The sequence below is a fragment of the Reyranella sp. CPCC 100927 genome, from assembly GCF_007859315.1.
In the GTDB taxonomy this organism is placed as follows: Bacteria; Pseudomonadota; Alphaproteobacteria; order Reyranellales; family Reyranellaceae; genus Vineibacter.
In genome coordinates this window covers 729,391-743,849 of record NZ_VOHA01000001.1, presented here as the reverse complement: position 1 = coordinate 743,849, position 14,459 = coordinate 729,391, and the positions used below count along the sequence as shown (strand labels likewise).

13 protein-coding genes are annotated in these 14,459 nt (G+C 65.6%); 6 read left to right on the top strand and 7 right to left on the bottom strand.

Annotated elements, in window-relative coordinates:
- Positions 1–17 precede the first annotated feature (17 nt).
- Entirely contained in the window at positions 18–1,055 is a 1,038-nt protein-coding gene (locus FQU96_RS03290) for a class I SAM-dependent methyltransferase (protein WP_146539393.1), read from the top strand.
- 27 nt (positions 1,056–1,082) lie between these two features.
- Here FQU96_RS03290 and FQU96_RS03285 read toward each other — a convergent pair whose 3' ends face one another.
- Positions 1,083–3,308, bottom strand: coding sequence for a molybdopterin-dependent oxidoreductase (locus tag FQU96_RS03285; protein ID WP_146539392.1), 2,226 nt, complete (start codon positions 3,306–3,308; stop codon positions 1,083–1,085).
- 198 nt (positions 3,309–3,506) lie between these two features.
- On the opposite strand from FQU96_RS03285, the gene FQU96_RS03280 reads away from it, so the two are divergent.
- The gene (locus FQU96_RS03280; protein ID WP_146539391.1) at positions 3,507–3,866 is read left to right on the top strand and encodes a nuclear transport factor 2 family protein; all 360 of its coding nucleotides are present in this window, start codon (positions 3,507–3,509) and stop codon (positions 3,864–3,866) included.
- A 66-nt stretch (positions 3,867–3,932) separates the two neighbouring features.
- On the opposite strand, the gene FQU96_RS03275 is transcribed toward FQU96_RS03280, so the two are convergent.
- The 4 genes from FQU96_RS03275 to FQU96_RS03260 form a co-directional block, all read right to left on the bottom strand.
- Positions 3,933–4,340: a hypothetical protein gene (locus FQU96_RS03275; RefSeq protein ID WP_146539390.1), complete on the bottom strand. Its 408-nt coding sequence runs from the start codon at positions 4,338–4,340 to the stop codon at positions 3,933–3,935.
- A gap of 167 nt (positions 4,341–4,507) precedes the next feature.
- Positions 4,508–5,662, bottom strand: coding sequence for a 23S rRNA (adenine(2503)-C(2))-methyltransferase RlmN (gene rlmN, locus FQU96_RS03270; protein ID WP_146539389.1), 1,155 nt, complete (start codon positions 5,660–5,662; stop codon positions 4,508–4,510).
- Between the two features lie 35 nt (positions 5,663–5,697).
- Positions 5,698–6,267, bottom strand: coding sequence for an invasion associated locus B family protein (locus FQU96_RS03265; protein ID WP_146539388.1), 570 nt, complete (start codon positions 6,265–6,267; stop codon positions 5,698–5,700).
- A 50-nt stretch (positions 6,268–6,317) separates the two neighbouring features.
- Positions 6,318–6,890 carry an RNA methyltransferase gene (locus FQU96_RS03260; protein ID WP_146539387.1) on the bottom strand — a complete coding sequence of 191 codons (573 nt, stop codon included), beginning with the start codon at positions 6,888–6,890 and terminating at the stop codon, positions 6,318–6,320.
- A 105-nt stretch (positions 6,891–6,995) separates the two neighbouring features.
- On the opposite strand from FQU96_RS03260, the gene FQU96_RS03255 reads away from it, so the two are divergent.
- Positions 6,996–8,291, top strand: coding sequence for a bifunctional 2-polyprenyl-6-hydroxyphenol methylase/3-demethylubiquinol 3-O-methyltransferase UbiG (locus FQU96_RS03255; protein ID WP_146539386.1), 1,296 nt, complete (start codon positions 6,996–6,998; stop codon positions 8,289–8,291).
- Positions 8,292–8,306: 15 nt separating this feature from the next.
- Positions 8,307–9,233 (top strand): hypothetical protein, encoded by a 927-nt coding sequence (locus FQU96_RS03250; RefSeq protein ID WP_146539385.1) that lies wholly within the window; start codon positions 8,307–8,309, stop codon positions 9,231–9,233.
- A gap of 60 nt (positions 9,234–9,293) precedes the next feature.
- Here FQU96_RS03250 and FQU96_RS03245 read toward each other — a convergent pair whose 3' ends face one another.
- Positions 9,294–10,901: a phosphoenolpyruvate carboxykinase gene (locus FQU96_RS03245; protein WP_146539384.1), complete on the bottom strand. Its 1,608-nt coding sequence runs from the start codon at positions 10,899–10,901 to the stop codon at positions 9,294–9,296.
- Between the two features lie 223 nt (positions 10,902–11,124).
- Positions 11,125–11,982, bottom strand: a complete 858-nt coding sequence (locus FQU96_RS03240; RefSeq protein ID WP_218574581.1) for a HugZ family protein — start codon at positions 11,980–11,982, stop codon at positions 11,125–11,127.
- Positions 11,983–11,996: 14 nt separating this feature from the next.
- Between FQU96_RS03240 and FQU96_RS03235 the strand changes: the two genes are divergently transcribed.
- Both FQU96_RS03235 and FQU96_RS03230 read left to right on the top strand, forming a co-directional pair.
- Complete coding sequence (locus FQU96_RS03235) at positions 11,997–12,695, top strand: response regulator transcription factor (protein WP_146539383.1); 699 nt, start codon at positions 11,997–11,999, stop codon at positions 12,693–12,695.
- Positions 12,661–14,457 carry a stimulus-sensing domain-containing protein gene (locus FQU96_RS03230; RefSeq protein ID WP_178130286.1) on the top strand — a complete coding sequence of 599 codons (1,797 nt, stop codon included), beginning with the start codon at positions 12,661–12,663 and terminating at the stop codon, positions 14,455–14,457. Before FQU96_RS03235 ends, FQU96_RS03230 begins: the two co-directional genes overlap by 35 nt.
- The last annotated feature ends 2 nt before the right edge of the window (positions 14,458–14,459 follow it).

Sequence of the window (14,459 nt, the reverse complement as noted above, 5' to 3'; positions counted from 1 at the left end):
CCTCGATTGGAGTCGCGATGCCCACGATGCTCGACCGTGTTGCCTACGCGGCTGGCCAGACCGCCCGGGTCGGCTGGTTCCTGGCCCACTACGCTGCCGGCCGGCGCCAGCTCAAACCAATGCCCCGGCCGGATTTTCCCGTGGGCCCCTTCCCTGACCGGCAGACTTTGCTGCGCGACATGCGCCAGTTGTTCACGCGTGAATGGGACGATATTGCAGCCGGTCTGTTCCCGCCGCCGCCCGTCCTCGACCAGGATCCAATTGCCTGGCTGCGCCGCAGCGCCCTCTATTTCCGCGACCTGCCGAAAGTGGACGAGCGTCGCCACGCGCGCACCAACGATGAGCCGAACCATGATCCGGCGCATGCGCACCTGCCGCGCTACTATCGCCAGAACTTCCACTACCAGAGCGGCGGCTGGCTGACCGAAGAGTCGGCCGCGGTCTATGACGTCCAGGTCGAGACCCTGTTCACCGGTGCCGCCGACGTGATGCGCCGCCGCGCGCTCAAGCCCATCGCGCTGTTCCTGGGCAACCAGGACCAGCGCCAGGCACGCCTGCTCGATATCGGCACCGGCACGGGGCGGCTACCCGGCTTCATCCGTCATGCGTTTCCCGGCCTGCATGTTACCGGTCTCGACCTCAGCCGGCCGTATCTGGACCACGCCCGCCGTACCATGGGCACCTCGCGGCGGTTGAAATGGATCGAAGGTGCCGCCGAAGCGCTGCCCTTTGCCGATGCCAGCATCGATCTGATCACCGCGTCGTTCCTGTTCCACGAGCTGCCTCCGAAGGTGCGCCGCGCCGCCGTCGCCGAGATGGCGCGCGTGCTGAAGCCTGGTGGCCGCGCGATCGTCATTGATTCGGCACTCGAGAGCGATCGGCCGGAATGGAAGGGGCTGTTCGACCTCTTCCCCTACTACTTCCACGAACCTTATTTCACCGACTGGGTCACGTCGGACCCCGATGCCCTCTTCTCGGCACACGGCCTGACGGCGCGTACGACGGAAATCGCATTCCTGTCACGCGTGATGGAATTCGAGCGACGGCCTCTCTAGAGAACCGAGCACCCGCGGTCGCGGTGCCTACACAACAGGTGCCAGTTTTACCGGCACACCGCTGAGTACGGCGTTGCCTGAAAGTGGATCGCGCAGGCTGCCATCGAACAGTGCGTTCAGGTTGGCGCCAGGCCTTTCGGCAGCGCGTGTCAGCCGGGCGCCATGTTTGTCATGACCCCAGCCGTGCGGCAGGCTGACGACGCCCGGCATCATGTCGTCGCTGATCTCGATCTGCGCTTCGATGGCATGATTGCCGCTGACGATGCGCGCCATCCGACCGCTCTGCAGTCCCAGACGTTGCGCGTCCTGCGGATGCACCAGCGCGGTACAGCGAAACGGACCCTTGGCCAGGATTGGCAGGTTGTGCATCCAGCTGTTGTTGGAACGCACCTGGCGGCGGCCGACGATCACCAGCTCAGGCAGCGGCCGTGCGAGATCGGCGGCCGGCCGCCGCCTGAGGTCGTCCAACAGCATTGCCGGCGCCAGTTCGATCTTGCCGGACGGCGTGCGCAGCAGATCGGGCAGGCGGGGTGCCAGCGGCCCCAGGTCGATGCCCGCCGGCGCGGCCTTGAGCTTCGCCAAATTGAGTCCGTCGGGCTTCATACCGAACATGTCGCCGTAAGGCCCGGCGCGCAGCGCCAGGTCGATCTGTCGCTCCGGCCCCTGCAGATCCGACACGGCCTGCATCACGGCCTCGGCCTGCGGGCCTGCGATCCGGCGCACATCGTCGGCGACGATGTCATCGTCAAGCTGCCGTATATCGGCGGCCGCTCCCCGACCCTGCACGATCGCGATCAGGCGCAGCAGGCTCTGCCATTCGGCGAGATGATCAGACGGACGCGTGAATACGGCTGGACTGAAGCGCGCCTGATTGCGGTACGACAGCTGTGGGAAGGCTATGTCGTAGTGCACCTCCTCCAACGGCGAGCTGCCGGGCAGAATGACATCGGCGTGGCGCGTCGTCTCGTTGAGGTAGATGTCGACGCTGACCATGAAATCGAGCTGGTCCAGCGCGGTCGCGAGGCGTGACCCGTTCGGCGCCGACAGAACAGGGTTGCCGGCAACCGAGATCAGCGCCCGGATCCGGCCATCGCCCGACGTCTCGATCTCCTCGGCAAGACAGGTGATCGGCAACTCGCCAAAGACTTCCGGCGCACCGCCGACACGGCTGTGCCAGCGACCAGTAACGATGCCCCGGCCGCTGCCCGGCTTGCCGGCAGCATTGGCGGCGAAGGCGGGCGCCTTGGGAAACATCGCGCCGCCCGGCTCATCGAGGTGCCCGGTCAACACGTTCAGAACATCGATCAGCCAGCTCACCAGGGTGCCGTATTCCTGGGTGCAAGTGCCAAGGCGACCGTAGACAGCAGCGCGCTCCGCGGCGGCGAGCGTGCGCGCCAGATCGCGAATCGCGATCGCCGCCATCCCGCAACGCGCGGCCACACGCTCGGCCGAGAATTCAGCGACGGCCTTGGCCAAAGCGTCGAGGCCGGCGACATGCGGTGCCAGCCGACCCAACCGCACCAGATTCTCGTCGAACAGCGTGTGCACCAGGCCCAGCAGCAGGAACACATCACTGCCTGGCCGGATGAAATGGTGCGCGTCGGCCATTGCCGCGGTCTCGCTGCGGCGCGGATCGATCACGACGATACGCCCGCCACGAGCCCGCAGCGCCTTGGCCTTGCCGCGGAAGTCGGGCACCGTCCACAGGCTGCCGTTGGACACGACAGGATTGGCGCCCAGGATCAGCAGGAAGTCGCTGCGCTCGATATCGGGCACCGGGATGGACAACCAATGTCCGAACATCAGGCCCGACGAGAGCTGCTTGGGCATCTGGTCAAGGGTCGAGGCGCTGTACATGTTCTGTGTGCCCAGCGCCTTGGCCAGGCGCGGGAAGTACAGCATCAGGCCGACCTGATGCACCGTGGGATTGCCGATGACGAGCGCCGCAGCATTGCGGCCATGCTGCGCCAGGATCGGCGGCAGCCTGCGCTCGATTTCGGCGAAGGCTTCGTCCCAGCTGACTTCGACAAAGCGTCCGTCGCGCTTGATCAGGGGCGTGCGCAACCGGTCCGGATCTTCGTGCAGATCCTTCAGTGCCGCCCCTTTGGGGCAGATGTAGCCGGCGCTGAATACATCAGCGTCGTGACCCCGAATCGACGTCACCTTGCCGTCCTTGAGTCGTAGCTCCAGGCCGCAGCAGGCTTCGCAGACCGGGCAGATGCGGTGGGCGATGGTTTCAGTTGCGTCAGCCATGCGCAGGCTCCGTTCGAGTGAACGCGGTCAGCATGGACCGTGCCACGCACCAAAGCGATTACGTCGATGGTTATCGCCGCGTGACAGCATCCGATTACCATCGAGAGAATTGAGAGACGGCAGCAGACCACCGATGTTCGCGTCAGGCACCGCACCGACCATCGAACGACGCGGTTGCCTTACCGATGGAGCCCTGACATGAGCAATCCCGCCGACCTGGTCGATCGCTACATTGCCGCGTGGAACGAAACCGACCCCGCACGCCGCCGCGACATCATCGCGCGCACCTGGACCGAGAATGCGAGCTATCTCGATCCGCTGATGCAGAGCGACGGTCATACCGGGATCGACACCATGATCGCCGGCGTGCAGGCCAAGTTCCCCGGCCACCGCTTCAGCCTGACGGGCAAGGTCGACGCCTACCAGGATCGCGTTCGTTTCTCTTGGGCGCTCGCACCCGACGGCGGGCCGGCGCTGGTGAAAGGCACGGACTTTGCCGTCATTGACGCGGGCCGGTTGCAGGCCGTGACCGGTTTTCTGGATCAGGTGCCGTCATAACCGCCCGACATCATCAAGCGTGGGCAAGGCGGACAAATGCTCCGCCTTGCCGCATGACACAGCGACTCAAAAACCCCCGAGGTCGTCAGAAATGCCGCGGTAGAGTTGCTGGGCAAATTCCGCCTGGCTCGTGCCGGTCAGCTGGCGCTGGTAACGCTTCACCCAAAGCACGCGAACCGGGATCGGCGTCGTGGGTCGCCGCTCAACGATCACGCGGCCGACTTCTCCCCAGCTGAAGCCGGTCATTCCGTTCGCGACCAGAATACGCGTCCCGTCCGAGAACTCCTCGACGCTCTCGATCGTCACCCCAAGCCGCCCCAGTATCGACAATGTCGAGGCGCGGACCCGGTCGTACGGTGCCTCGAATGCCGCCATGAGGCCGCTGCTGGGGTGCGCGTGCTGTATGTCGTCTGTTGTCAGGCATGCAGACAGACCGGCGCTTGCGGCGACGGCCAGAAAGGAACGACGCATCATCGAGCGATTCCCCGTGTTTACCGGGCTATCGCATTTTTGCCTCGCTGTCCGATCTTGCCACCCGGCTCAGTCCGGAACAGCAAATCCAGAGATAGCCCACCCCAGGGCCAATGAAGCCGGCGACACTGCAGCGTGTCAACGGTTGTCTTCCGGCAGTGTTCTACCCGTCAAATGGCAGCACGTGCTTCGACGTCGCGCACCTTTGTCCGGCGGTCGCGCTTGCTCTCGCTCTTGAGCTGGCCGCAGGCAGCGAGGATGTCGCGGCCGCGCGGCGTGCGCACCGGTGCCGACAAACCGCCCGCGTTGACGATCTCGGCGAAGCGGTGGATGCGGTTGTTGGAGCTGCACTCGTAGGGTGCGTCCGGCCACGGGTTGAACGGGATCAGGTTCACCTTGGCATGGATCGGCTTGAGCAGCCGCACCAGTTCGCGCGCATCGGCGTCGCTGTCGTTGACACCCTTCAGCATTACGTACTCGAAGGTGATGCGCCGACTGTTCTTGGCGCCGGGGTAGGCGGCACAGGCCTTGAGGAGTTCGGCGATCGGCCATTTCTTGTTGACCGGCACCAGCACGTCGCGCACCTCGTCCGTCACGGCATGCAGCGAGACGGCCAAGTTCACGTCCAGATCGGCCCCCACTCTGGGAATCATGGGCACGATGCCCGACGTCGACAGCGTGATGCGCCGCTTGCTGAGCGCGACGCCCTGGTCGTCCATGACGATCCGCAATGCCTTGGCGACATTGTCGAGATTGTAGAGCGGCTCGCCCATGCCCATCATGACGATGTTGCTGAGCATGCGCGTGGTCTCGATCGGCGTCGGCCACTCGCCATAGCTGTCGCGCGCCACCATGAACTGGCCGACAATTTCCGCCGCCGTCAGGTTGCGCACCAGCGGCTGCGTGCCGGTGTGGCAGAAGCTGCAGGTCAACGTGCAGCCGACCTGACTCGACACGCACACCGAACCGCGATCCGCCTCCGGGATGTTGACACACTCGACCTCATTGCCGTCGGTCAGGCGCAGCAGCCACTTGCGGGTGCCGTCAACCGAGCGCTGCTCGACGGCGATCTGCGGCCGTTCGATGACGAACAGCTCCTCCAGCCGCTCGCGCGTCTTGCGCGCGATGGTGCTCATGGCCGCGAAATCACGCGCGCCGTGCCAATAGATCCAGTGCCAGATCTGGCCGGCCCGGAACGGCTCCAGCCCGTGCTCGGCCAGCAGCGCCTTCAGTTCGGCCCGGCTCAGGCCGACCAGATTGGGGCGCAGGTCGTTGCGGCGCAGCGGCTCCAGGATCGCCAGCGGTTCGGTCTGCAGAACGGACATTGCGGACTGATAGTCTCGTGCCCGCGCCGGCGCAACTACCGGACGCGGCACTCCTGGGAGGCGCGCCAAAAAGCCGCCGTGAAGCCCAGCAGCGAAAAGGTGTCGGCGACTTCGCGGCCGGCCGTGTCGACGCCCCGCACGGTCACCACCTGGCCGACCCGCATGGAGTCGACGATCCGTGCATCGACCTCGGGACTGGGCGACCAGGCACCGTTACTGCCCTCCTGGGCGAACAGGCGGTACTTGGCGAAGCCAAAATCCAGCTCAATGTCACTGTCCGGTTTGACCGCATAGCCGGCGAAATAGGCCACCACGTTAAGTGCGTTCTTGGTCGGCCGCTGGGTCACGTAGAGCAGCGGCCGGTCCTTGGCTCGCCCTTCCGGCGGGGTCGGTATCGCCTTCTGCGTCACATAGCAGGTACGGTCCTCATCACCGCCCGCCGCCAGCGCCCGCCAGTCGCCAAAATCGTCGAGCTTGCGGGGCTGGTCAGGCGCTTCACCGGCCGGCGGCGCCGCTTGTCCCCAGGCCAGGGCCGACACGGCCACACCGGCTGCAGCCACACCGGCAACGAGCCCACGCGATATCCAACGATCGTGAATTTTCATTGCAGAATCATAGCCCAACCACCGGCAAACCACCATCGCGAGGCCTGGAGTCAGCCCTCACCTGCCGGTTTGGCAGCCGCCTGCATCTTTCGCCGCTGGCGTCGTTTCCAGATCGGCTCACCGAACACCGGCGGCGGCAGCGGCGTCTGCGGTCCCCCCGCGGCTACCGGCCGGTCGGCAAACCGTCCCAGGCTGACCAGGCGGTCATACATGACGATGGCGCCCGCGATCCCCAAATTGACCGAGAACCGCATGGGAATTCGCACAACGAAATCGCACAGCGCCTGGGCATCGGCAGAGAGCCCCTCGCGCTCGGCCCCCAGAAGATAGGCAACCTGGCGCGGGTGGCGAAAGCTGGGAAGCTCGACGGCCTCGGGTGTGATCTCGATACCGACCAAGCGGCAGGCCTGTGGCAGGCGAAACTCCTGGATGCTAGCGAAGTGGTAGGTCGGCACCGCACCCGGCGTATCGGACGTGTCGGACAGGCTTCCCTCGCCACGCCGGTACTGGGCATTCACGGTGAAGACGAAGCTGGCGCCGAAGGCGTGCGCCGTCCTGAACAAGGCACCGACATTCATCGCCTTGGTCACACCTTCGACGCCGATACCGAAATAGCCTTTCATCGTCCGCCAGATTGAGGCACAAGATGTTGTAGATTGCCTGCGCGCTTAGCACGTCCGCGGCGCGCGCAACAGGCGCCGGACGTTTTTGCCGAGCCGATCCGCACCATGAGTCATGACGTCACCGCCGGAGCGCCGCCTGCCCCCGCAGCGAACTCTCCGGCGAAGACCGACGCCACGGTGCGCGCGCAGTACGAGGCGATGCCCTACCCGCCGCGCGATCCGGCTGACGAGGCCCGGCGCCTGGTCGTCGGGACCCCCAGCCATGTGCTGGAGATCAACCACTATCTCTGTGCCGGCCGGCGCGACTTCCGTCAGCCGTTGCGGGCGCTGATCGCCGGCGGCGGTACCGGTGATGCCTGCATCATGCTGGCGCAGCAGTTGCAGGATCTGAAGTGCCCGGCCGAGGTCGTCTATCTCGACATTTCGGAAGCGTCGCGCGCCATCGCCGAGGCGCGGGCGCAGGCGCGCGGCCTGCGCAACGTGCGCTTCCACACCGCATCGCTGCTCGACCTGCCGTCGCTGGCGCTGGGCCAATTCGACTACATCGACTGCACCGGCGTGCTGCATCATTTGCCCGATCCCCAGGCCGGCCTGGACACGCTGGCCGATTCCCTGGCGCCGGAAGGCGGCATGGGTCTCATGCTCTACGGCGAATACGGCCGCAGTGGCGTCTATCCCATGCAGGATCTGCTGCGCACCCTGAGCCCGATCGGTACGGCCCCGGCCGAACGACTGGCGATGGCTAAGCGGCTGATCCGCTTCCTGCCGCCGACCAACCTGTTCCGCCGCAACACGTTCCTGAACGACCACCTGTCGGGCAACGACGCGGCCCTCTATGACCTGCTGCTGCACAGCCAGGACCGGGCCTATACGGTTCCGCAGATCGTGGACATGACCAAGCGTGCCGGACTGCGGCTGGTCGCCTTCATGGAGCCGATGCGCTACGAGCCGACCACCTACATGAGCGATCCGCAGATCGGCCGGGATATCGCGACGCTGCCGTTCCTCGAGCGGGCCGCGTTCGCCGAACGGCTGGCCAGCAACCTGCGCACCCACGTCTTCTACGCGACCAAGGCGGGCTACGACACGGTCGCCCGGCCAGAGGACACCTCGGCCATTCCGGTATTGCGCGAGATGGACGCGGCAGCCCTGGCGCAGGGCCTGAGGCCGGGCACGCCCCTGGTCGCCAACCTCGACGGCTTTCCCTGGCGCGCGCAATTGCCGCCATTGGCCAGTGCGATCGTCAGCCAGATCGACGGGCGCAAAAGCATTGCCGAGATCTACACCTCGATGGCGATGCGCGGCGGACTGCCGGTATGGGATGAGTTCCAGCAGCAGTTCGAACAGGTCTACGTGGTGCTGAACGGCATCAACCACATGCTGCTGCGCTTCCGATCCTGATACCCTCTCCCCGCCATGTCGCGCGCCTTCACGATCGCTCTGGCCACGGCCGGGCTGTGGGCGGTCTACCTCGTCGTCACCCGCTTCGTGGTGTCACGCGCGGGTCTTGATCCCTGGGCTTACACGCTGGTGCAGTTGCTGGCCGGAGGCCTCGTGATCTTCTGGATCGGCCGCAGGGCACCCGGCAACTGGCAATCGCTTTTCACACCCTGGATGGTGGGCTACGGCGTACTGCGCGTCGCCATCACCGGCGCATCGTCGGCTGCGTTGGCATGGCTGGTGGCATCGCAGAGCACGCTGCTGTCGACGGCCAATGTGCTGATGGGGGCCGTGGCAGGGCTCATCGCCTATCGCCTCGTCCCGTCGCCCGTGGAGCGCGCGGCCCTGAGCCTGTTGGCGCTCGGGCTCGTCGTTCTGATCGCCTGCCTCACACCCAGTACCGCCTACTATGGCGCGCTGTGGTTGCTGGCGTCGGAAACCGGGGTCGTGGTGACGGCGCTCGCCGTCGAAAAGCATCCGCGCAACCGCAGCGACAACATGGCCGAGCGCAGCCGCTTCACCGCCGAGACGTTGATCATCACGTCGATCGTGCTGATCGTGGCGTGGAGCGTCACCGGCATGCTTGAGCTGACGCGCTCACCCTGGGATCCCGACGGCAATGCGTTCGGCAATCCCACGCTGTGGCTGTGGGGCGTCGTGGCCGGTCTGGTCTTTCGCGGTCCTGGCCAGTGGCTGACGTTCTACGCCCTGCGCCATGCCGGCACGCAGGCTTACCTGATCGCCTTGATGCTGATGCCGGCCTTCACCATCGCGATCGAACTGGGTGCCGGCCACGCCGGCTGGGTCGATCCACCGGCACTCACCGCCGGCGAGTGGCTGGGCGCAGCGTTGATCCTGGGTGCCGCGGCATGGCTGATGGTGGCTCGCCTGCGCGGACGATAACCCCATAACGACAGAGGCCCGCGTCCAGGACGCGGGCCTCGTTGTCGAATGGTCCTGCCGCTAGGCCGCGGCGCGGATCGCGGCCTGTTTCACCTTGCCGTCGACGGCGGTCTCGAACTGCTTGAAGTTGGACTCGAAGCGGCGTGCCACATCCCGGGCCGCGGTTTCGTAGGCCTTCTTGTCCTTCCAGCTGGTCAGCGGGTTCAAGACATCGCTCGGCACGTCGGGGCATGCCGACGGCACCAGCAGACCAAAGTGTGGATCCGGTGTCGAGGCCACCTGTGCCAGCCGACCATCCAGCGCCGCACGCACCATCGCCCGCGTATGACGGATCGACATGCGCTCGCCGACGCCAAAACCGCCGCCTGACCAGCCCGTGTTGACCAGCCAGCACTTCACGTTCTGCCGGGCCATCTTCTCGCCCAGCATCTTGGCGTACACCGTCGGGTGGCGCGGCATGAAGGGGGCGCCAAAGCAGGTGGAAAACGTCGCTTGCGGCTCGCTGACGCCCTTTTCGGTGCCGGCCACGCGGGCCGTGTAGCCGCTGAGGAAGTGGTACATCGCCTGCTCGGGCGACAGACGGCTGATCGGCGGCAACACGCCGAACGCATCGGCCGTCAGCATGATGATGTTGTCGGGCGTCTTGGCGATACCCGTGACGCTGGCGTTGGGGATGAAATCCAGCGGGTAGCAGGCGCGCGTGTTCTCGGTGAACTTGTTGCTGTCAAGGTCGAGCAGCCCGGTGAGCGGATCGACCACCACGTTCTCCAGCACCGTGCCGAAGCGCTCGGTGGTGGCATAGATCTCGGGCTCCGCCTCGCGGCTGAGCTTGATCACCTTGGCGTAGCAACCGCCTTCGAAGTTGAAGACGCTGCTCTCGCCCCAGCCATGCTCGTCGTCGCCGATCAGGGTGCGCGACGCATCGGCCGACAGGGTCGTCTTGCCGGTACCCGACAGGCCGAAGAAGATCGCAACATCACCCTTGGGACCGATGTTGGCCGATGCGTGCATGGGCAGCACGTTCTTTTCCGGCAGCAGGTAGTTCAGGATGGTGAACACCGACTTCTTGATTTCGCCGGCATACCAGGTGCCGCAGATCGCCACGAGGTTACGGCGGAAGTCGCAGACGATGGCGCAGTCGGAGCGGGTACCATCGATCTCGGGCACCGCCTGGAAGCCGGGCAACTGCAGGATGGTGAAGTCGGGGCGGAAATCGGCCAGGTCCTCGCGCGGCGGGCGAAGGAACATGTTCATGGCAAACAGATTGTGCCAAGCAGTCTCGGTGATCACCCGCACGCCGATGCGATGCGCCGGATCGGCACCCGCATAGCATTCCCGAACGTAGAGATCGCGGCGCTGGGCGTAGGCCAGCATGCGGGACAGCAGACCGTCGAACTGGCGCGCTTCGATCGCCTGGTTGGTCTTGCCCCAGTCGATCTTGCCTTCGCTGGAGAGTTCGCGGACGAAGAACTTGTCGCCGGGCGAGCGGCCCGTGTGCACGCCGGTCAGAACGCACAGAGGCCCGCCCTTGCTGAGCACGCCTTCGCCGCGGCGGATCGCGTGCTCATAGAGTGCGGAGACGGGTAGGTTCCAATGAACGTTCCCGAGATTTTTCAACCCCAGTGAGTCAAGGCCATGTTTGCTGATGGCCATTCCTGCCTGCTGCACGTCTTGGTCTCCTGTGTCCCTACACTTTTTGTGTCGCAAGGGAATCAGATGGAACTACGCCCGGAAAGCGAACACCCACCCTACGGAGGTGCCCCGGACCCGGCAACATGCGACTTGCCGGTTAAACGTGACGAATCTGTGGAAGGTTCCGCTTCGCGGCAAGTGTGAAACATTGCAATCCACTGTCACGTTTTGTTCTATCGTTTGTGTTCAGTCGATTCACTCACAGTGCCGCCCGCGCCTGTTTGACCAACGCGACCAACGCAGCACGTGCTTGCTCGGCATCCAGTATCGGCACCGCGAAGTCGAGACGGGCCACTTCCCCAGCGCGTCGCAGGTCGAAGCCGTCGGCGTCGATGCCGGTCATGCGCCACCCGGTGCCGGCACGCCCCAGCAATCGCGTAGCGTATAGATCGATGGCATCGTGATGATCCTCATTCATGTGACTGACAATATCGACTTCGCGCTCGATCAGCGCCATTGACACTGGCGCCCCGACCAAGTCGGCCGGTTCCACCCAGCGGATACGGCCGAACCCGGCCACCAGGTGGGCTCGTGTGATCTCAAGCCGGTAGACGTGAAAATCGCTGAAATCGGCGTACAAAGCTGCGTCCGGATGACGCGCCAGAAAGCGCTGCCGCAGTCGCGGTTCGGTCGTGCGCCGTGCATGACCCAGCACCGTCAATCGAGGACCGGTCAGGGGTTGCTCCAGGCCGGTCGTACCATCGAACAGCAGCGATACGCGTGCGTCGGCGGCGATCGCCTTGCTGTGTTCGGCCAGCGCGCTGAGCAGCAGAATCGGCGCCAAATCATGGTCGACAGCCGTCAATACCAAGGACGCATAAGGCCAGGCCGCCCCCTGGCCCTCGGGGATGGCCTGCGACGCGGGCAGCGCGCTGGCCAGGGTGGCACGGTCGAGGCTGCGCATCAGGATACGTGCCTGCGGCGCGGGTTCCAGTTCCGGTGAAGGTGTCATGCCATGACCGTGCCGCCGGCGCGCCGGGGGGTCAATCTCGGCATCGCCCCTTTCCCCTTCGGCTTGTGTATGCTCAAAGACAGCGCATACCCCGCCCGGGTCCACCCTGGAGGCCCCACATGAAGAAGACGATTGCCCTGGTCGACGACGACCGGAACATTCTGACCTCGGTTTCCATGCTGCTGGAGGCCGAAGGCTTCACCGTCAAGACCTTCAACGACGGGGTCGCCGCCCTGGAAGGCCTCAACGCCAGTCCGCCCGATCTGGCGATCCTGGACATCAAGATGCCGCGCATGGACGGCATGGAGCTGCTGAACCGGCTGCGCAAGACCCAAACCATGCCCGTGATCTTCCTCACCTCCAAGGACGAGGAGATCGACGAGGTCCTGGGCCTGCGCATGGGTGCCGACGATTACATCAAGAAGCCCTTTTCGCAGCGTCTGCTGCTGGAGCGCATCCGGGCCCTGTTGCGGCGCGGCGACAAGGCCAGCCCCGACGCCAAGGATGCCGGCGAACGCATCGTGCGCGGCGACCTGGTGCTGGATCCGTCGCGCCACCTGTGCGTTTGGAGAAACAAACAGGTGAACCTGACGGTCACCGAATTTCTGCTGCTGAAGTCGCTGGCCGAGCGCCCGGGCCACGTGAAGAACCGCGACCAGCTCATGGACGCGGCTTACGGCGAGACGATCTACGTCGATGACCGGACGATCGACAGTCACATCAAGCGACTGCGCAAGAAGTTCCGTGAGATCGACGACGAGTTCGCCCAGATCGAAACCTTGTATGGAATCGGATACCGGTACCGCGACGGGCAATAAGCCCCACGCCAAGACCAGGTCGGCACCACCGTCGGACGTCGACTCGACGAGCCGGCGCCGGCCCTGGTGGCAACGCTGGGGAACCGGCTGGCTGTTCCCCGCGCAGCGGCAGTTGCCGCCTGCGGACCCTTCGGCCAGCGCGACATCCTCGCTGCTGCGTCGGCGACGGCGCGGACGACGGTTCTCACCGCTGACGCGTCGTGTGCTGCTGCTCAACATGCTGCCCATCGCGCTGCTGGCCGCCGGCGTGGTCTTCCTGGGTGACTATGAGGACACGCTGATCGAAGCCGAGCTGGCGGCGCTGACCGTGCACGGCGAAATCGTCGCCACCGGTCTCGGCGAGGGCGCCGTCCGCGGCGGCGAGACCACCATCAATCGGCTCGATCGCGACCAGGCCAACCAGCTGATGTCGCGTCTGACGGCGCCGATCGGGATTCGCGGCCGCTTGTTCGCCGAGACCGGCGAGATGCTCGGCGACACCCGCACGCTGCGCGACCGCGCCGGACGCATCACGTCACAGGCACTACCACCGCCCAATGCCCAGCCGGCGCCGCGCGATGCCCTGACCCGGCTCAGCGACTGGATTGACGCACGCCTGCGGGTGGCGCGCTCCGATGGCGAGTACGTCGAGCTGCCCGATCCGGTGGCGCGCGACTATCCCTGGGTCGAACAGGCGTTGCGCGGCATCAACACGCGCACCGCCCGACGCACGCCGGAAGGACGGCTGATCCTGTCGGTAGCGGTGCCGGTGCAGCGCTACAAGCAAGTGCTGGGCGCCCTGATGCTGACGCACGACGATACGGCGATCGCCATCCGCATCCGTCAGCTGCGCCTGGACGTGTTTCGCATCGCCGCCGTGGTGCTGGCGGCCACGGTGCTGTTGTCGCTGTTCCTGGCCAGCACCATCTCGCGGCCGATCCAAAGGCTGGCGCGCGCGGCCGACCAGATCCGCTTTGCGCGCGAAGGCACGCCGCGTATGCCCGATTTCGGCGCTCGCAACGACGAGATCGGCGATCTCGGCGAATCGCTGCGCGCCATGACCGACGCCCTGTGGCAGCGCATCGATGCCATCGACACGTTTGCCGCCGACGTGGCGCACGAGTTGAAGAACCCACTGACGTCGCTGCGGTCCGCCGTCGAGGTCGCAACCCGCATCGACGACAAGGAAAAGCGGGCCAAGCTCATGGAGATCGTGCTGGACGACGTGAAGCGGCTCGACCGGTTGATCAGTGATATCGCCGACTCATCGAGGCTCGATGCCGACCTGCAGCGCAGCGACCCGCAAGTCGTCGACGTCGGCCGCCTGCTGTCATCGATCACCGATGCCTACAATGCCACGGCCGCCGCCGAGGTGGGCGTGCGCGTCCAGCTCAACGTGCTGGGCGGCAAGCCCTTCATCGCGCTGGGACACGAGGGCCGCTACGGCCAAGTGGTGCGCAACATCGTCGACAACGCCATCTCGTTCAGCCCCAAGAACGGCATGATCGCGCTGGGCGTCATGCGCGAGCGCGATCAGATCGTCATCACGATCGACGATCAGGGCCCGGGCATTCCTGACGCCAATCTCGAATCGATCTTCCGTCGCTTCTACTCGGAGCGACCCAACGCCGAGCAGTTCGGCAAACACTCCGGCCTGGGCCTATCGATCTGTCGCCAGATCGTCGACGCCTACGGCGGCTCCATCGCCGCCGGCAATGTGCGCGCGCCCGATGGCCAGATCCAGGGCGCACGCTTCACGCTGCGCCTGCCAGTGGCGGCGTAAAG